This window comes from Buchnera aphidicola (Ceratoglyphina bambusae) (assembly GCF_039363085.1).
GTDB classification, from domain to species: Bacteria; Pseudomonadota; Gammaproteobacteria; order Enterobacterales; family Enterobacteriaceae; genus Buchnera_G; species Buchnera_G aphidicola_E.
Genome location: NZ_CP134982.1, coordinates 95643 through 119369, shown reverse-complemented (window position 1 = coordinate 119369; position 23727 = coordinate 95643). Strand labels below are relative to the sequence as shown.

Here is a 23727-nt window from a genome sequence, read left to right as displayed (position 1 = left end):
ATTTATATAAAATATATAATAATATTTAAAATTAGAAATTATTTTTTTTTCTTATCTAAGAATTAATATTCTTAATTTTTTTAATTATATTATGCTTATGGCGAGATACTTTATTTTTATGTATAATACCCTTAGTAGAGCATCTATCCGCAATAGATTGAAAAATCTTAAAAGAATTAATAGAATTTGTTATATCTTTATTATTTATATTTATATTAACTTTTTTTAAAAATGTCTTAAATTTAGATTTTTGACTCATGTTTCTAATTCTACGATTATTAGATTTTATTTTATCTTTTTTAGAAGATTTAATGTTAGCCATAGTTTTACAATATTATTTATATATAAACTATATATTAATATATAAAATTCAAATTAATATTAAACAATTTATATATTCAAGATTTAAAGATATTATTATATAATAAAATATTATATCAATATATTGTAAATATTACAAAACATAATTTTCATTAATATTTTTAAATAAAAAATTATTTAAATCCAAAATTTAAAAGATTCATTAATAACAACTTAAAATATAATTGAAATTTATACATTTTTTAAAACACAATTTATATTAAAATTAAATTTTATTTTTTTAAAAAATGTATAATAAAATATATACATTAACTATAAAAAAAAATTATAAAAAAATCTAATAAAAAGAAAAATATGAAAAATTATAAAAATACATTAAATCTACCTAAAACAAAATTCTCTATGAGAGCTGATTTAATAAACAAAGAGCCAAAAATTTTAAAAAAATGGAAAAAAATAAATATATATAAAATAATAAAAAAAAAAAATAAGTTCAACAAAAAATTTATATTACAAGATGGACCTCCATATGCTAATGGAAATATTCATATAGGTCATGCATTGAATAAAATATTGAAAGACATAATAATAAAATATAAAAATCTGTCTGGCATGAATACATTATATACTCCATCATGGGATTGCCATGGGCTTCCTATAGAACAAAAAATTGAAGAAAAATTTAAAAAAAACAATAAAAATTTTGCATTAAATAAATTTAACAAAGCATGCAAAAAATATGTTTTAAAACAAATAAAAAAACAAAAAGAAGAATTTATAAAATTAGGAATATTTGCAAATTGGAATAAATCACATTTAACTATGAGTTTTAAAAGCCAAAAAAATGTTTTAAATAAATTAGAAAAATTAATTGAAAAAAAATACATTTATTCTGCACATAAACCTATACATTGGTGTATAAAATGCCAATCATCTTTAGCAGAATCAGAATTAAAATATACGAAACAAAAATGTAAAACTATTTTTGTTAACTTTAAAATTATTAAAGATAATAATACACATAAGATTTTTAAAATAAAAAAAAAAAATAAAAAAAATATTTATGCTGTAATATGGACAACTACACCATGGACCTTACCTTCTAATAAAGCAATATCTGTAAATCCAAATATTTATTATAATTTAATAGAAACTAAAACAAATAATTTAATTATTGCTAAAGAAATATCTAAAAAAGTTTTAAAAAAATTTAAAATATTTAAATGGAAAATTATAAATTGCATATTAGGTAAAAAAATAGAATTTATAAATTGTGAACATCCTTTTATAAAAAAAAAAGTGCCTATAATTTTATCTAAACATGTAAATATAAAATCTGGTACTGGAATAGTTCATATAGCTCCAGACCATGGAGAAGAAGATTTTAATATAAGTAAAAAATATAATATAAAGATTTCTAACTTAATAAATAAAAAAGGATATTACAAAAAAAATATACATCCATTATTAAACAATAAAAAAATTTTTAATTCTAACAAAATAATAATAAAAATATTAAAAGATAAAAAAAAAATAATTAAAACAAAAACTATATTCCATAAATATCCTTTTTGCTGGAGACATAATTATCCAACAATTTTTATTTCTAGACCACAATGGTTTATAAACTTAAACAAGAGAAATTTAAAAAACAAAATATTTTCAGAAATTAAAAAAATAAAATGGTCTCCTAAATGGGGCGGAAAAAAAATATACAAGATGATAAAAAATAGACCAGATTGGTGCATTTCAAGACAAAGGTATTGGGGGGTACCAATAACAATTTTTATAAATAAAAAAAATAACAAAATGCATAAAAATACAAAAAAATTCATTAAAATAATAAAAAATAAAATATATTATAAAGGAAATGAATATTGGCATAACTTGAAAAAAAAAATATTCTTAAAATCAGATCATAAAAAATTTTTCAAAAGTAAAGATGTATTAGATGTATGGTTTGATTCTGGTTCTATAGATGTTAAATCCATATATAAAAATTTTAATAAAAATAAATCAGCTGATTTATATATAGAAGGATCTGATCAATATAGAGGATGGTTTATGTCTTCTTTAATAATATCTGTAGCTACCGAAAACATTTCTCCATATAAAAAAATAATATCTCATGGTTTCGTTGTAGACAAAAATGGAAAAAAAATGTCTAAGTCGATAGGAAATATTATCGAGCCAAATAGCATAACAAAAAAATTTGGAGCAGATATTTTAAGATTATGGGTTGCATCTACTAATTACTCTAAAGAAATTGTTATATCAGATAATGTAATAAAAAACACAATTGATATTTATAGAAAAATTAGAAATACAATAAAATTTATTATATCAAATATATATGATTTTTATCCTAATAAAGAAAAAATAAAATATAACAAACTTGTTTTAATAGATAAATGGATAATAGGAAAAACAAAAATTATTCAAAAAAAAATAATAAATTTATACCAAAAATATAAATTTTATAAAGTTATAAATACAATTATAAAATTTTTTAATACAGAACTAGGATCATTTTACTTAGACATAGTAAAAGATAGATTATATACTTTACCAAAAAAAAGTTTAGAAAGAAAGAGTTGCCAAACATCTTTATATATAATTTTAAATGCAATAGTAATATGGATTACTCCTATTTTACCTTTTACATCAGATGAAATTTGGGATTTTGTGCCACAGAAAAAAAATAAATATGTTTTTACTCAAAAATGGTATAAAAAATTAAAAAATTTTTCAAAAAATGAAATTTTAAGCTTAAAAGATTGGGACAATTTAATATTAATAAAAAATGAAGTAAATAAAAAATTAGAAGAATCTATTAAAAAAAAAATAGTAAAAAATTCTTTAGAATCATTTATAATAATTTACATAAATTCTACTTTTGAAAAAAAAATAAGAACATTAAAAAAAGAAATAAAATTTTTATTTATAACATCTAAAGTAAAAATAAAAAAAAAACATTTCAAAGAAAAAAATTCTGATTTAAATGACATAAAAAAAAATTTGAAAATATTAATAAAAAAAAATATTGGTAAAAAATGTAATAGATGTTGGAATTTTTTTTATGAAAAAATTATAAAAAATAAAAAACATAAAAGCATATGCAAAAGATGTATAAATAATATTGAAGGAAAAGGAGAAATTAGAAAATTTTTATAATTTATATAATTTTCAAAATAAAAATATAATATGTAAATAAAATTTATCAATAATATAACAATTATATAACAAAATATATAACTTATGTTAAAAATAATTTTATAATAACTATATTTTATAAAAAAAAAATATTTTAACATTTAAAATACTACAGTGAAACGAACATATATAACATGAAAAATAAAAAAATTAAATTAGCAATATCTGGCGCAAATGGAAGAATGGGCAAAATAATAATAAAAGAAATAAAAAAAAGAAATGATTTAACAATAGGATTGCTTTTAATAAAAAAAAATAAACATAAAAATATAAAAATAAAAAAAATAAAAAATTTCATTCCAACAAAATATTCTTTAAAAAATCAAAATAATAAATTTGATATTTTAATAGATTTTTCTGAAAAAAAAAATACTATTAAAAATATCAAATATTGTATTAAGCATAAAAAAAATATAATAATTGGAACTACTGGATTTAATGAAACTCAAGAAAAATTTATTAAAAATTCTTCTAAAAAAATTTGTATAGTAAAATCTGCAAATTTCAGCAAAGGAATAAATTTGATACATTTAATTTTAAAAAACATAGTTAATAAATTAAAAAATTTAAAAATTAAAATAGTAGAAGAACATCATAAAAACAAAAAAGACTCTCCATCAGGAACAGCTATAGAAATAGGGAAAACTATAAAAAAAAAATTATCTATAAATAAAAAAATAAATTTTATTTCTAAAAGGATAGGCAATACAATAGGGAAACATAAAATAATATTTTCAAACAAATATGAAAAAATAGAAATTAAACATAAAGCAAAAAATAGATCAATTTTTGCTTTAGGAGCTATAAAATCAGCAAAATGGTCTTACAAAAGAACAAATGGATTATTTAATATGAAAAACGTAATTAATAAATAAAAAAATAATATTATGGCAAAAAAAACAAAAAAAGCTGTTTTAATGTTAGAAAATGGAAAAAAATTTTATGGAAAATTAGCAGGTTCGAATTATATGTGTGTTGGTGAAATTATATTTAATACATCAATGACTGGATATCAAGAAATAATTACTGATCCATCATATTTTAATCAAATTGTTTTATTAACATCACCACATATAGGAAACACTGGAATAAATTGTGAAGATAATGAATCTAATAAAATACATTTGAGTGGTTTAATATTAAAAAATATTACTAAACATCCCAGTAATTATAAAAGTAAAATAAATTTAAATAAATTTTTAAAAAAGAATAATATAATTTCTATATATGATATAGATACTAGAAAATTAACTAAAATAATAAGAAAATTTGGCACTAAAATAGGATGTATTTTTGAAAATAAAAAAAAAAATTATAAAAAAGCTTTAAAAAAAATTATATCCTTTAAAAATATTATCAAGGAAAAAAAAATAAAAAAAATATCTACTAAATATATATATATATATAAAAATTTATTTAAAAAAAAACATAAAGAAAACAAAAATAGTATTTTAAACGTAATTGTATATGACTATGGAATAAAAAATAGTATTTTGAATATATTATCAAATAATAATTGTAAATTAATAATAGTACCATCTAATACTAAAATAAAAGAAATTTTAAAATATTCTCCAGATGGAATATTACTATCTAATGGACCTGGTGATCCTAATGAATATAAAGAAGAATCTATGATAATAAAAAAAATATTAAAAAAAACTAAAATACCAATGTTAGGTATTTGTTTAGGTCATCAATTATTATCATTATCGAGTGGAATGAAAATTATAAAAATGAAATTTGGCCATCACGGATCTAATCATCCAGTAAAAGAATTAAATACAAACAAAATATTAATCACATCACAAAATCATAATTTTTCAGTTAGAATGAATAAAAAAATAAATAAAAAAATAACAGTTACACATGTTTCTTTATTAGATAATACTATACAAGGTATTTCTATAAAAAATAGAAATGTAATAAGCTTTCAAGGACATCCTGAGGGAAATCCAGGTCCTAATGACGCTAATAGCATTTTTCAAAAATTTATTAGAATAATGATAAAAAATAAAAAAAAATTAGAGAAATAAAAATGCCAAAAAGAAAAGATATTAAATCTATTTTAGTTATAGGATCTGGTCCTATAATAATTGGTCAAGCTTGTGAATTTGACTATTCTGGAACACAATGTTGTAAAGCTCTAAAAGAAGAAGGATATAGAGTTATTTTAATAAATTCTAATCCTTCTACAATAATGACAGATCCAGAAATATCTGATGCAACATATATAGAACCTATACATTGGAAAATAATAAAAAAAATTATAGAAACAGAAAAACCAGATGCAATATTACCTACCATGGGAGGTCAAACAGCATTAAATTGTGTTACAAAATTAAATGAAAAAAAAATTTTAGACCAATATAAAATAGAAATTATAGGAGTTTCAATAAATGCTATAAACAAATCTGAAAATAGAAAACTGTTTAATAAATCTATGAAAAATATAAATTTAAACATTGCAAAATATGGAATCGCAAAAAATATACAATCAGCTAAAAAAATTGTTAAAAAGATAGGATTTCCATGTATAATTAGACCATCTTTTACTATGGGTGGTAATGGTAGTGGAATAGCTAACAATTTAGATGAATTTAAAAAAATATGTAAAATTGGTTTAGAAGCTTCTCCAATTAATCAATTACAAATAGATGAATCTTTAATAGGTTGGAAAGAATATGAAATAGAAATAATAAAAGATATAAATAAAAATTGTATAGTAATATGTTCTATAGAAAATTTTGATCCTGTAGGCATACATACTGGAGATTCCATTACAGTAGCTCCAGCCCAAACTTTAACGGATAAAGAATATCAAAATTTAAGAAATTATTCAATTTTAATATTAGAGGAAATAGGAATAGAAACAGGAGGATCTAATGTACAATTTGCTATAAATCCTAAAAATGGAAAAATTGTAGTTATAGAAATAAATCCAAGAGTATCTAGATCTTCTGCATTAGCGTCTAAAGCTACAGGATTTCCTATAGCAAAAATAGTTACAAAATTATCTATAGGATATACTTTAGACGAATTAAAAAATGATATAACTAAAAATAATATAACAGCATCTTTTGAACCTTCTATAGATTATATAGTAACAAAAATACCAAAATTTAATTTTGATAAATTTAAAAACTGTAATGATAGATTAACTACACAAATGAAATCAGTTGGAGAAATAATGTCTATAGGTAGAAATTTTAAAGAATCTTTACAAAAAGGTTTGTGTAGCTTAGAAAATAATACAAATGGTTTAATTTCAAAAATAAATAAATTTAAAAAAAATTACAAAAAAAAAATAAAATTTGAGCTAAAACAAGCAGGGCCTGATAGAATTTTTTATATAGCAGATTCTATAAGACTTGGATTTAACATAAACAAAATACAAAAATTAACAAATATAAATAAATGGTTTTTATATCAAATTAAAGAAATAGTAAAATTAGAAAAAAAAATTATAAAAAAAAATATAAAAAATTTTGACAAAAATTTTTTAAAAAAAATAAAAAAAAATGGTTTTTCAGACTCTAGAATAGCGTTCTTAAAAAACGTAAAAGAACATAAAATAAGAAAAATTAGAAAAAAATATAATTTATATCCTGTATATAAAAGAATAGATACATGTTCTGCTGAATTTCCAACTCAAACTACATATATGTATTCCACATGGGAAAAAGAATGTGAGTCTAATCCTACGAAAAAAAAAAATAAAATATTAATAATAGGTAGCGGTCCTAATAGAATAGGACAGGGAATAGAATTTGATTATTGTTGTGTGCACGCAGCATTAGCAATTAAAAAAATAAATTTTGAAGCAATAATGATAAACTGCAATCCTGAAACAGTATCAACTGATTATAACATTTCAGACAAATTATATTTTGAACCAATTACATTAGAAAACATATTAAATATAGTAAGAATAGAAAATCCTTTAGGAGTTTTAATACAATATGGAGGTCAGACACCATTAAAACTTGCAGGCAAATTACATAAAAATAAAATAAAAATTTTAGGAACAAAAATAGGAAGTATAAAAAAAACAGAAAATAGAAAATATTTTAAAAAAATTATAAAAAAATTAAAACTAAAACAACCAAAAAATTCTACAGCTTTAAAACTAAAGGAATCTTTATTAAAATCTAAAAAAGTAAAATATCCAATAATAGTAAGACCATCATATGTGTTAGGAGGGAAAAATATGGAAATAATATATAATGATAACCAATTAAAAAAATATTTTAAAAAATTCTATAAAAAAAATAATAAAACACCAATTTTAATAGATCATTATATTGAAAATGCTGTAGAAGTAGATGTAGATGCAATTTGTGATAAAAAAACAGTTTTTATAGCTGGAATAATGGAACATATAGAAAACGCTGGAATACACTCTGGAGACTCAGCTTGTATTATTCCTACATATAAATTAAGTAAAAAAATTATAAAAAAAATAAAGAATCAAGTAAAAAAAATATCTATTTATTTAAAAATTGTAGGCATAATAAACATACAATTTGCAATTAAAAAAAACAAAATATATATATTAGAAGTAAATCCAAGAGCTTCTAGAACGATACCATTTGTTTCAAAAGCTATAGGACTACCATTAGTAAAAATAGCAACAAAAGTAATTTGTGGAATTTCTATTAATAAACAAAAAATTATAAAAAAAAAAATCTTATCACACGTTTTTGTAAAAGAATCAATATTTCCATTTAATAAATTTTATGATACAGGATATGCTTTAGGCCCGGAAATGAAATCTACTGGAGAAATAATGGGAATAGGAATAAATTTTTCTGAAGCATTTTCAAAAATAATATTATCTACTAAAACAAATATTAAAAAAGTAAAAAGAGCTTTTATATCTGTAAATAATTTTGATAAAAAATATATTGTAAAAATATATAAAAAATTAAAAAAAATAGGATTTTTTATTGAAACTACAATTGGCACAAATAAATTTTTAAAAAATAAAAAAATAAAAACATTAATAGTAAAAAAAATGAATGAACCAAAATCAAAAATTTTATATAACATAAAAAACAAAAAATATGATTATATAATAAATACTGTAAATAATAGTAAAGAATCTATAAAAAGTTCTTTTAAAATAATTAAAAATGCAATAAAATATAATATTCATTTTGATACTACAATAAATTCAGCTATAGCTACAGTAAAATCTTTAAAATCAGATCCAACAAAAAACATAATATCATTACAAAAATTACATAAAACATAAATAATTATTATAAACAAAATTATGTAAAATTAAAAAAATTTATATAATTTTGTTTATAAAATAATTAATTTTAATAAAATGGCTCATAAAATTTTTTTTTATCTTTCCATCTTAATAAAGTTAATTTATTTCCTTTGCAGCAACCAGTATCTAAAGCATAAAATTTATCTACTAAACACCTACCATTTAATGAAGACCAATGACCAAAAATTAAAAAAAAATCCTTAGGTATTTTATTTTTAATTAAAAACCATGGAATCAAATGATTTTTAGAAATTTCAGGAGGAAAAACTTTATACTCTAAATCTAAATTTTTAGTTTTACTAAAACAATACCTCATTCTTGTAAAACTATTTATTGCAAATTTTAATTTTTCATTAATAGATAAATTTTTATTCCATATACAAATGTTATTATGCATCATAGTTAATAATTCTAAAATTTTTTCATAATCATCAGATCGTAAGATTTTTTCAATTTTTTTGGCATATAATTTAACAGTGTAAATATCTAATTGAGGTGGTATACCAGCATGTGATAGTATAAATTTTTTTTTAAAATCCATTTTTACAATAGGTTGAAATCTCAATAGATTAATTATATTTCTAAAATTATTATCAAAATAATTATATTCTAAATTACTAATCTTATTTGAATAAATAATATTTTTAAAATATAATCTAATCAAGTTTAAATCATGATTACCTAAAACTGTTTTTATAGAATTTTTATTAATATTTAAAAAGTTTAATACTTTCATAGAATCTGGACCTTTAGATACTAAATCTCCAGTTATCCATAATTTGTCTTTTCTATAATTGAATTCAACTTTCTCTAATAAAGCTTTTAATTGCTTGTAACATCCATGTACATCTCCAACAAAATAAATGCTCATTTTTTATAAACAAAATTTCAAAAAATATATTTCTAATATTATATCAATAAAAAATTTTTAAATCAATAAAATAATTAATGTTTTTATTTAGAAAAATTCTCTGTGAGAACGCAATATTCTAAAATTGTTAAATTTTGAGCTCTTAAAAAAGGATTTATTCCTAAATTTATTAAAGTATTTTCACTAAAAATTTTGGATAAACTATTTTTTAAAATTTTTCTTCTTTGCTGAAATGCTGTAGAAACTATGTACTTAAAATTATTTATATTTATCTTTTTATAAATATTTTTTTTTCTAGGTATTAATTTTATAAAATAAGATTTAACTTTAGGAGAAGGATAAAACGATTTAGAATCTATTTTAAATATCTTTTTTACTAAAAAATAATATTGTACAAATATGCTCAACTTACTATAAAATTTATTGTTCACAGGGGCAGAAATTTTATTACCAACTTCATATTGAACCATAAAATGAATATCTTTAATTATTTTAATAAAAGATAAACAATGAAAAATTATAGGAACAGAAATATTATACGGTAAATTTCCAACTATTCTAATTAAATTATTAGAAGTATTATATTTAAAAAAATTAAATTTTAAAACATTTTTATTAAAAATATTTATTCTCTTGTTAAAAAATTTTTTTTTTAAAAAATATGTTAATTTGTCATCTATTTCTATAACTGACAATTTTTTAACATGTTTAAATAAAAATTCTGTTAAATGCCCAAAACCTGGCCCAATTTCAAAAATTGTATCGTTTTCTTTTAAATTTATGTAATTTATGATATTATTTTTAACATTATAATCTATCAAAAAATTCTGACCTAATTCTTTTTTAATCTTAAAATTTTTGTATAAAAAGTTTTTCAAAACAATTTCCTCATAAAATATATATAAAAAAAAATATGTTATTAAAATTTTTATTAAATTAAAATAAATTTTTTAAATAAAAAAAAATAAAACAAATTTTAAACATTATTAAATAAAAGAAATATAAAAAATATATTATATATTTAATTAATAAATAAATAGAACATAATTTTTTAATAATATTTTTTATATATTTTTTTGTAGTCTTTTATCATATTTATATTTATTTTATAAAAAATAAATTTATATATACATTTGAAAATAAAAATACAATAGTATACTTATAACACTATTATATTAATATTATTTAAAATATAAATTTAAAAATTTTATATATAAATATGATATATTTAAAAAAATAAATTATTAATAAAAAAATTTAATATAAATATATAATATAGCATTTTAACGATATTCTTAAGCAAATTAATAACACCTACTAGATGTAAAATTTCATTACTGTTTAGAATTTTAAAAATACTATAAAAAAATGTATCTAATTTTATTTAATATATATTATAAGTATATATACATTTTTCTGCTAAAGTAATTGCAATTATAATAATTAATATTTTATATATACAAAAAATTTAAATTGTTTTTTATAATTTTAATTATACATAGTATTTATATTAACAATATTATTTTTAAACAAAATATTTAAAAAATGCAAAAAAAAAGAAAAAACAAATAAATATATTTTTAATATATATTATTATAATATTAAAAATTGTAATAATACATTTTTATTAAAATGATTTATTAAATAAAGAGGTAATATTAAAATAATATAATATTTTATTTTTCAAAAAATGTAAAAAAATATTTGCACGCGGCACGTAAAAATATTAAAATAGAATAAAATTAGTAAATACGTGCCGAAATTTTTTAATAAAAAATTAATAAATTTGTTTAATAAATAAAAAATCTATATGTAATATATTATTTTTAAATACATGTCTTTGTATTTCTTTTATTTTTACTAAATATTTTTTTTTATTCAAAATAATAAAAATCTTTTTTAAATAAATGTTTTTCATAAATTTTAATTTAAATATTTCTTTTTCATCTAATTCTATTGGAACAGATTTATTTTCTATAGAATATAATATAGCAGGACATTTATTTTGATTTTTTAGTTTATTAATATTATTAGTTCCAATTAAATTTCTAATATTAACATTTAAAATTGTTTCCATATTTTTCCTTAATAAACATTGAAAAAAAATATAAAATTTATTTTCATGAAATATACTATTATAATATATAAATTTATTTTTATTACATTAAATAAATGATTTTAACCATTTTATTTCATTTTTTCTATATTCTTTTTTTTTTGTTTCTAAGATTATAGGAATTTCATTAAACTTTTTATTTTTTATTATAAATGAAAAAACAGATTTTTTTATCAGGCCAAAATCTAAATTTTCATGTCTATCTATTTTACTACCAAGACATCCTATAGAATTATTTAAATGCAATCCTTTGAGGTAATTAAAACCAATCAAATCATTAAATCTATAAAATACTTTCTCTATCCCTTCAATAGTACTAATGTCATAACCATAAGAAAACAAATGACAAGTATCTATACAAATTCCAACTCTAGATATATGATTTATTGAATTAATAATTTCATATAAATGTTCAAAACTATATCCTATACTAGTACCATGTCCAGATGTATTTTCTATTACTATAGAAATATCATCAATTTGTGATAAAACTTCATTTATAGAATTAGAAACTGTTTTTAAACAAAATTTATAATTATCTTTTTCTAAATAATTACCTGGATGAATATTTAAATATTTTATTCCCAAATTTTTACATCTTATTAATTCATGCAACAAAGATGTTTTTGATAAATTTAATTTTTTTTTTATAGGATTACATAAATTTATTAAATAACCAGCATGAGGTAAAATTTGACTATATTTAAAATTATATTTTTTCAAATTATTCTTAAAACTTTTTATAGTATCATAATTAATATCATTTTCAAACCATCTTCTTGGATTTTTTACGAAAAATGATATTGCATCAGCATTAATTTTTTTAGCTTTCTTAAAAACTGTATCTAAACCTCCAACAGAGCTGAAATGAGAGCCTATATATTTTTTCATATAAATTTTTAAAAATTATTTAATAAAAATATGTATTTAAAATTATTTATATATTAACATATAAATAATTTATAAAAAATTTTTTAAAAATATGAATAATAAAAAAAAAACATTACAAAAAATAATAAAAATTTTAGAAAAATATTGGGAAAGTAATGGATGTACTATAGTACCGTCAATAGATCTACCAGTAGGAGCGGGAACCTTTCATAAAGAAACATTTTTTAATTCTATATTATCAAAAAATTTTTCTAGAATTTATTTACAAGCATGCAGAAGACCATCAGATAGTAGAAATGCAAATAGTAAAAATAGATTACAACATTATTATCAAATGCAAGTAGTAATTAATCCACCTCCAAAAAATATACAAGAATTATATATAAAATCTTTAAAAAAACTTGATATAAATCCTAAAAAACAAGACATAAGATTTATTGAAGATAATTGGGAAAATAAAACTATAGGAGCGTCTGGTATAGGATGGGAGATAAGAATAAACGGGATAGAAGTAACACAATTCACATATTTCCAAAAAATAGGTAGTTTAGAATGTAATCCTTCAACTATAGAAATAACATATGGATTAGAAAGAATTGCTATGCATATACAAAATATAGACAACATATATAAATTGATCTGGAATAAAAATAAAAAACATAAGATAAAATATAAAGATTTATACCTACAAAATGAAATAGAGCAAAGTTCTTATAATTTTAAATTCGCTAATATAAAAGAAATATTTACATCTTTTAAAAGAAATGTTAAAGAGTCTGAAAGACTAATAATGTTAAAAAATCCATTAATATTTCCATCTTATGAATATATGTTAATAGCAACACACAAATTTAATATATTAGAATCAAGAAAATATTTTTCTATCACAGAAAGACAAAATTACATTTCTAAAATAAGAGGTCTATCTAAAAAAATTGCAATAAAGTATTGTATTAAAAATAATGCAAGTTATAAAGAAAAATAACATGAGGAAAAAAAATTGAAAAAAAAATTTATATTAGAAATTATTACAGAAGAATTACCATCAAAAAATTTATTGTCAATAATAAAATCTCTATATAAAAATATAATTAATGAATTAAAAAAAAAAAAAATAAATTATAAAAAAATATTTTGGTATGCAACTTCAAGGAGATTAATAATAGAAATAAAAAATATATTAATTAAAAAAGATAATTTTAAAAAAAAAATAAAAAAAAATAAAAAAAAATATAAAATACACAAAAAATTAAAAAAAGTTATAATAATTTCTATAAAAAAAATTTCTATAATAAAATCTATGCACTGGAATACAAAAAAAAACAAATTTATAAGACCTGTAAGAAATATACTATCTATGTTAGACAATAAAATATTAAAAATAAAAATATTTGGAATAAATTCACACAATTATACATTTGGTCATTTTTTTATGAAAAACAATAAAATCATAAAAATTAATGATGCTTCTGAATATAAAAAAAAAATAATAAAAGAAGGAAAAATATTAATAGATTTTAAAAAAAGAAAAAGAAAAATAGTTAAAGATATAAAAAAAAAAATAAATATAATAAACGCTACTTTTAAAAAAAACAAAAGTATATTAAATGAAATAAATTCTACAATAGAATGGCCTAAAATTTATATTGGCTCATTCAAAGAAAAATTCTTGAAATTGCCTAGAAGATTAATAATATATGTAATAGAAAAAACACAAAAATGTATAACTTTATACTCTAAATATGGAAAATTAATAAAATATTTTATAATAATATCTAATATAATTTCTGAAAACAAAAAAAAAATAATATTAGAAAATGAACAAACAATAAATGAAAGATTAAAAGACATAAATTTTTTTTTTAAAATAGACACTAAAAATAAGTTAATAAGCAGATTAAAAAAATTAAAGAAAAATATTTTTCATGAAAAATTAGGAAATCTATTTAATAAAACTATAAGAATAAAAAAAATAGTTTTATGGATTTCTAAAAATATAAAAATTAATAAAAAACATGCAATAAGATCTGCTTTATTATCGAAATGTGATCTTTTAACAAATATGGTTCTTGAATTTCCTGAAATGCAAGGATACATAGGAATGAAATATGCAATTATCCAAAAAGAAAATAAAAAAATAGCTCGATCTATAAAAGAACAATATTATCCATTAAAAAAAACTTCAAAAATTCCAAAAACAAATCTTTCTTGCGCTATATCAATTTCTGACAAAATAGATACTATAGTAGGAATATTCATTATAGGTAAACATCCAAATGGAAAAAACGATCCATTTTATATAAGAAAAAATACAATTGGTATAATAAGAATTTTATTAGAAAAAAAAATTAGAATAGATATAAAAAAATTAATAAAAATTTCAATTTCACTATATAAAAATAATAAAATAAAAAAAAATATTAAAAATAAAATTATAAAATATTTTAAAAAAAGAATATTACATTTAATGAAAAAAAAATATTGTTTTAATGAAAAAATAATAAAATCTTCAATAAAAACATGTAATATGATACCAATAAACATATATTTAAATATATTTTATGTTTCAAATTACGAAAAAATAAATGATGTTAAAAATATATATAAAAGAATAAAAAATATAACTAAAAATAATAAATACAGCAAAAAGAATAAAATATATAAAAAATTTATTAATAATCAAATAGAAAAAAAAATATATAATTTAATTTTAATATTCGAAAAAAAAAGAAAACATATGTTAAAATGTTTTAATTATAAAAATATATTCTATTATATGAATATAATATGTAAATTAACTAACTTACTATTTAAAAAAATATTTATAAATGATAAAAATATAATTATTAGAACAAACAGAATACTAATTCTTCAAAAAATTATAAAAGAATTTAAAAAAATTATTGATTTAAAAAAAATATAAACTAAATTTTATATAAAATTTAAAATATGTTGTTAATTTTATTAGCAACATTTTTATAAAAATTAAAATATAAAATATTTATAAAAAATACTTTCTATTTACATTTTATTATAGCATTAAATTTTAATTTTAAAATTTTCATATTGTTTTCAATTATATTATCTATATAAGATTCTTTTAATGTTTTATTCAAGCTTTGTAATACTAATCTAATAGATATACTTTTTTTCCCTTTAGGTATTTTGCTGCCTGTATATAAATCAAATATCTTAAATTCTATCAAATATTTTTTAAATATTTTTTTAAAAAATTCTGTTACTTTAATATATTTTATATTTTCCGAAACTATAATAGAAATATCTCTAATAATTTTAGGATAACTAGAAATTTTGTTTATTTTAAAAATTTGTTTTTTATTTATATCATCAAAATATATTTCAAATAAAAATATATTAAATTTCTTTTTAAAATTATTTTTTTTCAGAGCAGAAGAAGATAACTTACCAAATTTACCAATACATTTTTTGTTTAAAAAAATATAAAAACTAAAATTTTCTTTTAATCCATTTATTTTTTCTTTAATAAATGTTACATTATTATCTAATCTAAAAAATTTTAGAATAGACTCTATATCTCCTTTTAAATCATAAAAATCTAAATCTCTTTCCTTTGTACTCCAATCTAATTTATTTAATTTTCCATATAAAATTCCAGAAAGTAAAAATTTTTGATTTATTCCTAAATATTTTTTTTTATCTTTTATAAAACAATATCCAGATTCAAATAAACGAATATGATCTTGTTGTCTATTTTTATTATATATAAAATTATTTAACAAACATGGCCATAAAGAAGATCTCATAACAGACATATTTTTAGAAATAGGATTTTTAATAATTATATCATTAAGATCAGAGCAAAAGATATTTTTATAATATATATCTATAAAACTATAATTTATTACTTCATTATAACCTATATTTTTTAAAAAATATTTTATTTTTTTTAAAATATTATAGTTTAAAAAATCATTCTTATGTATTTGACATTTTTCTAAAGGTGAAATATTAGATATTCTATCTATTCCATAAATTCTTAATATATCAGATATTACATCTTCTTCAATTAAAATATCTTTTCTCCAATAAGGAACTACTATATTCCACCCAAATTTATTTTTATAAAATTTATAACCTAATGTATATAAAATTTTTTCAATAATAATATTAGGTATTTTTATACCTATAATTTTTTTAATTTTATTTTTAAATAAAACAATTTTTTTTTTTTTAACTTCACTAACATTTTTTATGTTAAAAATATCCTCAGCATCCCCCCCGCAAATTCTTAAAATTAATTTAGTAATGTAATTTAATGCAAACAACTGAATTTTTAAATTAGTACTATATTTAAAATAATTTATATTATATTCATTAAAACTATTTTTTTTATAGTTTTTAAACACTGAATCTTTTAAAAAAAGTGATCCTAAAAATATTCTATTATGTTTTTTTTTATTATAAAAATTTTCAGTATTGTAATTATTTCCAAATACTAATATTTTTTTTTTATTACAAATCACTAACACATTTTTTTTTAAAAAAAAAATTTTTTTATTTACACAAATTTTTTGAAAATTTTTTAAAATTTTTATAAATATTTTTTTATTTCCTGAATCAATATTAAAAATATGAAATGATTCTCCTAATTCTAAAAATACATAATTTATTATATTTTTTAAAACATTTTTATTCTTAAATCCATTAATTTTTAATCTATGCAACATCCATTCTGGAGTATCAGCAAAAAAATTTATTTTATTGAAAATTCTACCCACATAACTGTAATTATTTATATTTTCTTCAACGTATACATTAAAAAAATTACTAACATAAGAAATATTTTTATTATTATTTATTAAATTAGGAAATAATATATTATTTATAGAATATATTTCTCTAGAAATCCCTAAAACACTTAATTCTTCTATTCTATTATAAGGAATATTTAATTTAATTATATAATCACAAATATAAAAATTTTTATTTATAATTTTATTCATACTATTATATTCAGACAATTCTACTGGTTGTTTTTTTTTTGTAGAAACACCAATAGAAAATGGTGAACATAAAAAACCTTCGGAAGAAGAATGATGATATTTTTGTAAAGAATCAAAAATTCTTTGAGGAAAAGAATTTTTACAAATAGATAAAACAAATATTTTATTAACATTACATTTAAATTTAGATAATATTTTTAAAAATTTATTTTTTTTTATTTTAACATTATATTTAAAAAAAAAAATATCTCTTAAAACAATTTTTTTTCTACTTAATATTTTACCATAACACAAATTATAATTATTAATAAAAACTTTTTTAAAATTTTCTACTTCTATACCAGACTTGTTTAAACTTTTATAAATATCTTTTACATTAATTGAAGAATCTAACCATTCTACAATCCAACTTTTACTTATTTTCATTTTTTTCTCTTTATTAAAATTGTTTAAGAAAATTTAAATTATTTTCAAAAAAATTTCTTAAATCTAATGTCTCATAATATAACATTGTTAATCTTTCTATTCCTATACCAAAAGCACAACCAGAATATTTTTTATAATCTATATTCATATTGTCCAATACATTTGGATGAACTATTCCACATCCTAGTATCTCTAACCATTTACCATTTTGTTCTTTTATATCAACTTCTGCTGATAGAACAGTAAATGGAAAATATGAATTTCTAAATCTTATAGAAATTTTTTTTTTAAAAAAAAAATTTAAAAACTTACATATTATCCATTTCAAATTAGCAAAACTAATATTTTTACTAACAATTAAGCCTTCTATTTGATGAAACATAGGAGTGTGTTTTATATCGTTATCATTTCTATAAACTTTACCAGAAGATATTATCTTTATAGGAAATTTTTTATTTTTCATAATATGAACTTGCATATTAGAAGTTTGAGTACGTAATAATATATTATCACTTAACCAAAAGGTATCTTTTTTATTTCTAGATGGATGATCTTTGGGTATATTCAAACAACTAAAATTATGATATTCATCTTCAATCTCATATCCATTAATTATGCTAAAACCTATTTTAGAAAAAAAATCTTCTATTTTATAAATAGATTTAGTTATTGGATGTAATGATCCAAATAAAAGTTTTTTACCTGGTAGTGTATAATCAAAATTTCTATTAATATCATAATTTTTAACAAAATTAATTTTTAATTTCTTCTCTCGATTTAAAAAATGAATTTTAATTTTTTTAAAAGATTTGTTTAAAATTTTTCCAAAAAATATTTTTTTATTTAATTCTAAAAATTTTAATTGCTTCATCTTATTAGATAAGTAACTATGTTTACCTAAAATTTTTTTTTTAAACTTTTTTAAATACGAGATATTTTTTATATTATCTACAATAGCCATTATAACCGTAATAAAAAATTCAATTTTATTTTTATTCATATTTTTAAATTATTAACGATTCTAGAAGTTTTAATATTAAAAAAGCTTCCAACATAGGAAGCTTTTTTAATATTAAAATAATGAAACAAATTATAATAATAAAAATTAAAAAATATAATTTTATAATATACATTTAAAACATTATATTACTTTTTTTACTTCTATAACTAAAGTTTTAAATAAATTTTTATCTGAGACAGCAATTTCAGAAAGAATTTTTCTATTTATAATTATATTAGATTTTTTTAATCCATTTAAAAAACTACTATAAGATAAATTATAAATTCTACTTTCTGCATTTATTCTAACTATCCATAGTCTGCGAAATTGACGTTTTTTCTGTCTTCTGTCTCTATAAGAATATTGAGAAGCTTTTATTACAGCTTGGTTAGCAACTCTATACACTCTAGATCTAGCTCCATAATATCCTTTAGCTTTTTTTAAAATTTTCTTATGACGAGCATGGGATTTAACACCACGCTTTATTCTTGTCATGTTTTCTCCATATGAAAATATGTTAAATCAAAAAAATTATAAATATGGTAAAAATAAATTAACTTTTTTATTATCATGTTTTGAAATAACTATTTTTTTTCTTAAATTTCTTTTATAATTTTTATTTTTTTTAGTTAATAAATGACGTAAATTACTTTTTTTCCTTTTAAATAGCCCAGAGGAAGTTTTTTTAAATCTTTTTGATGCGCTTTTTAGCGTTTTTATTTTAAGCATACTTAAATTCCAAAATATTAAAATTTTAAATATTTTTTTTTCTTTTTGACGAAAGAAGCATAATCATCTGCCTCCCTTCAATTCTTTTTGGAAAAAAATCTACTGTAGAAAGAGAAGATAGATCTTTTTTAACTCTAAGCAACATGTTTATTCCTATTTCTTTATGAGCCATTTCTCTTCCTCTGAATCTAATAGTAACTTTAACCTTATTACCTAATAATAAAAACTTCTTTAATCTATTCAATTTTACTTGATAATCACCTTCAAACGTAACAGGCCTTAATTTTATTTCTTTTATTTGAATTCTTTTTTGTTTTTTATTTTGTATTTTATTACTTTTACTTTTTTCATATAAAAACTTTCCATAGTTCATTATTCTACATACTATTGGATCTGAATTAGTACTAATTTCTACTAAATCATGACCGCATTTTTCTGCTTCATATAAAGCTTTTCTTAAACTAACTATCCCTATTAAATTACCATTAATTCCTATTAAACGAACGTTTTGTGCTCGTATTTCATTGTTTATTCTATTAGAACGAACATATTTAATTTTCTTTTTTAATTTAATACTATATTTCCTCAAAATTAAAAAAAACTATAAGAATATATTTTTTTAATAGTTTGTTTTACAAAATCTTTTAAAAAAACGTTATTAACAATTTTACCACTCATATATCTAACAGTAAAATTAGAATTTTTTTCTTCTCTATCACCACAAATTAAAATATATGGTATTTTCATATAAGAATATTTTCTTATTTTAGCATTTAATGGAATATTTTTAATATCATATATTATTCTAAAATTATTTGACTTCAATTTAACAAAAAGATTGTTTACATAATTTATATTTTTTTCAGTTATACTTAATATAACAATTTGTATAGGAGCTAACCATAATGGAAAATATCCATTATATTCTTCTATTAATATTCCTATAAATCTTTCTATAGATCCTAAAATAGCTCTATGAATTATAATAGGATTTTTTTTTATATTATGTTTGTTAATATAAAAAACTTTTAAACGTTTAGCAATATAAAAATCTAACTGAATAGTTCCACATTGCCAAAATCTGTTTAAACTATCTTTTAATATAAATTCTATTTTAGGACCATAAAAAGCACCTTCTCCTGTTTTAATTGTAAATTTAATATTCTTATTATTTAAAATTTTAGATAAAAGATTTTCTGAAAATTCCCAAGTACTATCACTACCTATACTTTTTTTAGGTCTAGTAGAAAATTGCACTTTAACATTATTGAAATTAAAAATTTTATATATATCAAATATCATATCAATACAATTATTAACTTCATTTTCAATTTGATATTTACTACAAAAAATATGCGCATCATCTTGAGTGAAAGATCTAATTCTCATTAATCCATGCAAAGATCCAGAATATTCATTTCTATGACATATTCCAAATTCAGACAATCTAATAGGTAAATCCTTATAAGATTTAATATTTTTTTTAAATATCTGAATGTGACCAGGACAATTCATAGGTTTAATACAATACTCTTTATTTTCAGAAAAAGTTTTAAAAATATTATCTGCATAATTTCCTAAATGACCGCTTTTTTCCCAAATAATTTTTTTCATAATTAATGGAGTAGAAACTTCTTCATAGTCATATTTTTCCAAATGCTTTCTAATAAATTTCTTTAATAATTTAAATATAATTAAACCATTTTTATGCCAAAATATCATACCAGGGGATTCTTTTTGAATATGATATAAATTCAATTTGGATCCAATTTTTCTATGATCTACTTCAATATTTTCTACATTTTTTTTTAAACAATTTAATAGAGTTTTTTTAGAATCTAAAGATATACAATATATTCTTTGTAAAACTTTATTTTTTTTATCATTTTTCCAATATACTCCAGAAAATTTCGTTAAAGAAAAATTTATACATAAATTTATATTATATAATTGAACTCCAGGAATAAAAATTAAATAATTATTATGAAAATAAATATTTATAAATTCATTTTTTTTTTTAATTTCTTTTAAAATTTCAACTTGATAAATTTCTTTTCTAGAAAAAAAAAATTTTATTAATCTATCCACAGAAAATGATCTTTTAGTTATTACATATTTTCTTTTACATAGTTCTATCATTTTATTATATATTAAAATTAAATGTTTATTATTAAAATTTTCTGGAACATCAAAATCACAATAAAAACCATTTGTAGTAATTTTAAATCCAGCCATTTTAGAATTAGGCCATATTTTTTTAATAGAATGAGATAGTAAATTTGCGCAAGTAGATCGTATTAATTTTAAAAAAATTTTATATTTTTTATTTGTTATTAAAAACACTTTTTTATATCTATTAATTGAATCGTTTAAATCAATTAATTTATTGTCTACTTTTAATGCAATTAAAAATTCATTTTTTATATTAATATTTTTAAAAATATTTTTTGTTAAAAACTTTTCTGTATATATTTTTCTAGATCCATCAGGAAATATTACTACTGACATATTAAATCCTTTCTAATATTAGTTTAATAAAAATTAAATATTTTGAAACTTAATAAAAATTAAAATTTAGAATATATAAAAAAATATTTCATAATAACTTGTACCAGCCTAAAAGAACTGGTACTATTTCAATCTAAAATCTGCAATTTATAGAATTAGCTAAATCTTTTAAAATGATTTTACTATCTTCCCAACTTAAACAAGGATCAGTGATAGACTTTCCATAAATTAAATTATTATTATCTTTTATGTCTTGAGAACCTTCTTCTATAAAACTCTCTATCATAACACCAGAAATAGACATGTTTCCTTTACAAATTTGCGAACAAATAGATTCTGAAACTTTTAATTGCAAAATATGATTTTTAAAACAATTAGCATGACTAAAATCTATCATTATATTTTTACACAAATTATTTTTTTTTAATAATAATATTGCATTTTTAATATCAACTTCTTTGTAATTAGGTTTTTTACCTCCCCTCATTATGATATGAGATTTTTTATTACCTGATGTGTTATATACAAACATTTTTCCATTTGGATCAAAGGTTATAAATAAATGTTTATGTTTGGCGGACTTTATAGCATCTATAGCAATTTTTATATTTCCATCTGTACCATTTTTAAAACCAATAGGGCAAGATAATGAAGATGCCATTTCTCTATGTGTTTGACTTTCAGTAGTTCTAGCTCCTATAGCGCCCCAACTAATTAAATCATGCGTAAAATGACATATAGACATATCTAAAAATTCAGTAGCTAAAGGTAAACCTATTTTATTTATATCTATTAATAATTTTCTAGCAATTTTTAAACCATCATTTATCTTAAAACTTCCATCTAAATATGGATCTACAATTAATCCTTTCCATCCTACTATTGTTCTGGGTTTTTCAAAATATGTTCTCATAACAATTTCTAATCTAGAACTATATTTTTTCCTCTGTTCTAATAATCTATTAGCATAATCAAAAGCAGCATCTGGATCGTGAATAGAGCATGGCCCAATAATTACTAATAATCTTTTATCCTTACCTCTCATTATATTATAAATATTTTTTCTAGAATTATAAATATTATTTACAATATCTTCACTTAATTTGTAATTATTATATATTTTATATAATGTAATTAATTTATCAATTTTATTAATTCTTAATTTGTTTATTTTTTTCATTTGACTCTCTATAAAAATATTTATTAAATAAAATACATAAAAATATAAATTATAAATATATATACTCAAAAATAACTTTTAATAAGAAAAAACAAAAAATATACTATAATTTTAAATTTACCAGACATTTGCAAAAATGCAAAATAATTAAAATAATAAATAATTATAAGAAAATTTTAAAAAAAAAATATTTTTAAATAACAATA

Annotated in this window: 18 protein-coding genes; 6 read left to right on the top strand and 12 right to left on the bottom strand. The window is 18.3% G+C overall.

Going from position 1 to position 23727, the window contains the following annotated elements:
* Window positions 1–55: 55 nt before the first annotated feature.
* Window positions 56–322 (bottom strand): 30S ribosomal protein S20, encoded by a 267-nt coding sequence (gene rpsT / locus RJD23_RS00550; protein ID WP_343188311.1) that lies wholly within the window; start codon window positions 320–322, stop codon window positions 56–58.
* Window positions 323–675: 353 nt separating this feature from the next.
* On the opposite strand from rpsT, the gene ileS reads away from it, so the two are divergent.
* The 4 genes from ileS (at window position 676) to carB (ending at window position 8791) form a co-directional block, all read left to right on the top strand.
* Window positions 676–3495, top strand: a complete 2820-nt coding sequence (ileS, locus tag RJD23_RS00545) for an isoleucine--tRNA ligase (RefSeq protein ID WP_343188310.1) — start codon at window positions 676–678, stop codon at window positions 3493–3495.
* Between the two features lie 173 nt (window positions 3496–3668).
* Window positions 3669–4409: a 4-hydroxy-tetrahydrodipicolinate reductase gene (gene dapB, locus RJD23_RS00540; protein WP_343188309.1), complete on the top strand. Its 741-nt coding sequence runs from the start codon at window positions 3669–3671 to the stop codon at window positions 4407–4409.
* Window positions 4410–4421: 12 nt separating this feature from the next.
* Window positions 4422–5570, top strand: a complete 1149-nt coding sequence (carA, locus tag RJD23_RS00535) for a glutamine-hydrolyzing carbamoyl-phosphate synthase small subunit (RefSeq protein WP_343188308.1) — start codon at window positions 4422–4424, stop codon at window positions 5568–5570.
* Window positions 5571–5572: 2 nt separating this feature from the next.
* Window positions 5573–8791, top strand: coding sequence for a carbamoyl-phosphate synthase large subunit (gene carB, locus RJD23_RS00530; RefSeq protein ID WP_343188307.1), 3219 nt, complete (start codon window positions 5573–5575; stop codon window positions 8789–8791).
* Between the two features lie 70 nt (window positions 8792–8861).
* Here the strand turns inward: carB and RJD23_RS00525 are convergent, their stop codons facing one another.
* The 4 genes from RJD23_RS00525 to nfo form a co-directional block, all read right to left on the bottom strand.
* Window positions 8862–9686: a symmetrical bis(5'-nucleosyl)-tetraphosphatase gene (locus RJD23_RS00525; RefSeq protein WP_343188306.1), complete on the bottom strand. Its 825-nt coding sequence runs from the start codon at window positions 9684–9686 to the stop codon at window positions 8862–8864.
* 83 nt (window positions 9687–9769) lie between these two features.
* Window positions 9770–10564, bottom strand: coding sequence for a 16S rRNA (adenine(1518)-N(6)/adenine(1519)-N(6))-dimethyltransferase RsmA (gene rsmA / locus RJD23_RS00520; protein WP_343188305.1), 795 nt, complete (start codon window positions 10562–10564; stop codon window positions 9770–9772).
* Window positions 10565–11463: 899 nt separating this feature from the next.
* Window positions 11464–11763, bottom strand: a complete 300-nt coding sequence (gene rplY / locus RJD23_RS00515; RefSeq protein WP_343188304.1) for a 50S ribosomal protein L25 — start codon at window positions 11761–11763, stop codon at window positions 11464–11466.
* A gap of 87 nt (window positions 11764–11850) precedes the next feature.
* Window positions 11851–12693, bottom strand: coding sequence for a deoxyribonuclease IV (gene nfo / locus RJD23_RS00510; protein WP_343188303.1), 843 nt, complete (start codon window positions 12691–12693; stop codon window positions 11851–11853).
* Window positions 12694–12784: 91 nt separating this feature from the next.
* Between nfo and RJD23_RS00505 the strand changes: the two genes are divergently transcribed.
* Window positions 12785–13678, top strand: a complete 894-nt coding sequence (locus RJD23_RS00505; protein ID WP_343188302.1) for a glycine--tRNA ligase subunit alpha — start codon at window positions 12785–12787, stop codon at window positions 13676–13678.
* 15 nt (window positions 13679–13693) lie between these two features.
* Window positions 13694–15616, top strand: coding sequence for a glycine--tRNA ligase subunit beta (gene glyS, locus RJD23_RS00500; RefSeq protein WP_343188301.1), 1923 nt, complete (start codon window positions 13694–13696; stop codon window positions 15614–15616).
* A gap of 94 nt (window positions 15617–15710) precedes the next feature.
* Here glyS and pheT read toward each other — a convergent pair whose 3' ends face one another.
* The 7 genes from pheT to RJD23_RS00465 all read right to left on the bottom strand — a co-directional run bounded on the left by pheT (window position 15711) and on the right by RJD23_RS00465 (window position 23521).
* The gene (gene pheT / locus RJD23_RS00495; RefSeq protein ID WP_343188300.1) at window positions 15711–18104 is read right to left on the bottom strand and encodes a phenylalanine--tRNA ligase subunit beta; all 2394 of its coding nucleotides are present in this window, start codon (window positions 18102–18104) and stop codon (window positions 15711–15713) included.
* Between the two features lie 13 nt (window positions 18105–18117).
* Window positions 18118–19104 carry a phenylalanine--tRNA ligase subunit alpha gene (pheS, locus tag RJD23_RS00490; RefSeq protein ID WP_343188299.1) on the bottom strand — a complete coding sequence of 329 codons (987 nt, stop codon included), beginning with the start codon at window positions 19102–19104 and terminating at the stop codon, window positions 18118–18120.
* Between the two features lie 141 nt (window positions 19105–19245).
* The gene (rplT, locus tag RJD23_RS00485) at window positions 19246–19599 is read right to left on the bottom strand and encodes a 50S ribosomal protein L20 (protein WP_343188298.1); all 354 of its coding nucleotides are present in this window, start codon (window positions 19597–19599) and stop codon (window positions 19246–19248) included.
* A 36-nt stretch (window positions 19600–19635) separates the two neighbouring features.
* Window positions 19636–19833 carry a 50S ribosomal protein L35 gene (gene rpmI, locus RJD23_RS00480; RefSeq protein ID WP_343188297.1) on the bottom strand — a complete coding sequence of 66 codons (198 nt, stop codon included), beginning with the start codon at window positions 19831–19833 and terminating at the stop codon, window positions 19636–19638.
* Window positions 19834–19858: 25 nt separating this feature from the next.
* Window positions 19859–20407, bottom strand: coding sequence for a translation initiation factor IF-3 (gene infC, locus RJD23_RS00475; RefSeq protein WP_343188391.1), 549 nt, complete (start codon window positions 20405–20407; stop codon window positions 19859–19861).
* Between the two features lie 17 nt (window positions 20408–20424).
* Window positions 20425–22341 carry a threonine--tRNA ligase gene (thrS, locus tag RJD23_RS00470; RefSeq protein ID WP_343188296.1) on the bottom strand — a complete coding sequence of 639 codons (1917 nt, stop codon included), beginning with the start codon at window positions 22339–22341 and terminating at the stop codon, window positions 20425–20427.
* Between the two features lie 133 nt (window positions 22342–22474).
* Window positions 22475–23521: a 3-deoxy-7-phosphoheptulonate synthase gene (locus RJD23_RS00465; RefSeq protein WP_343188295.1), complete on the bottom strand. Its 1047-nt coding sequence runs from the start codon at window positions 23519–23521 to the stop codon at window positions 22475–22477.
* Window positions 23522–23727: the final 206 nt, after the last annotated feature.

What these genes read in the sequence shown, in the direction of transcription:
- rpsT (WP_343188311.1), bottom strand. Translation starts at nt 322, where the DNA reads ATGGCTAACATTAAATCTTCTAAAAAAGATAAAATAAAATCTAATAAT.
- ileS (WP_343188310.1), top strand. Translation starts at nt 676, where the DNA reads ATGAAAAATTATAAAAATACATTAAATCTACCTAAAACAAAATTCTCT.
- dapB (WP_343188309.1), top strand. Translation starts at nt 3,669, where the DNA reads ATGAAAAATAAAAAAATTAAATTAGCAATATCTGGCGCAAATGGAAGA.
- carA (WP_343188308.1), top strand. Translation starts at nt 4,422, where the DNA reads ATGGCAAAAAAAACAAAAAAAGCTGTTTTAATGTTAGAAAATGGAAAA.
- carB (WP_343188307.1), top strand. Translation starts at nt 5,573, where the DNA reads ATGCCAAAAAGAAAAGATATTAAATCTATTTTAGTTATAGGATCTGGT.
- RJD23_RS00525 (WP_343188306.1), bottom strand. Translation starts at nt 9,686, where the DNA reads ATGAGCATTTATTTTGTTGGAGATGTACATGGATGTTACAAGCAATTA.
- rplY (WP_343188304.1), bottom strand. Translation starts at nt 11,763, where the DNA reads ATGGAAACAATTTTAAATGTTAATATTAGAAATTTAATTGGAACTAAT.
- nfo (WP_343188303.1), bottom strand. Translation starts at nt 12,693, where the DNA reads ATGAAAAAATATATAGGCTCTCATTTCAGCTCTGTTGGAGGTTTAGAT.
- RJD23_RS00505 (WP_343188302.1), top strand. Translation starts at nt 12,785, where the DNA reads ATGAATAATAAAAAAAAAACATTACAAAAAATAATAAAAATTTTAGAA.
- pheT (WP_343188300.1), bottom strand. Translation starts at nt 18,104, where the DNA reads ATGAAAATAAGTAAAAGTTGGATTGTAGAATGGTTAGATTCTTCAATT.
- pheS (WP_343188299.1), bottom strand. Translation starts at nt 19,104, where the DNA reads ATGAATAAAAATAAAATTGAATTTTTTATTACGGTTATAATGGCTATT.
- rplT (WP_343188298.1), bottom strand. Translation starts at nt 19,599, where the DNA reads ATGACAAGAATAAAGCGTGGTGTTAAATCCCATGCTCGTCATAAGAAA.
- rpmI (WP_343188297.1), bottom strand. Translation starts at nt 19,833, where the DNA reads ATGCTTAAAATAAAAACGCTAAAAAGCGCATCAAAAAGATTTAAAAAA.
- thrS (WP_343188296.1), bottom strand. Translation starts at nt 22,341, where the DNA reads ATGTCAGTAGTAATATTTCCTGATGGATCTAGAAAAATATATACAGAA.
- RJD23_RS00465 (WP_343188295.1), bottom strand. Translation starts at nt 23,521, where the DNA reads ATGAAAAAAATAAACAAATTAAGAATTAATAAAATTGATAAATTAATT.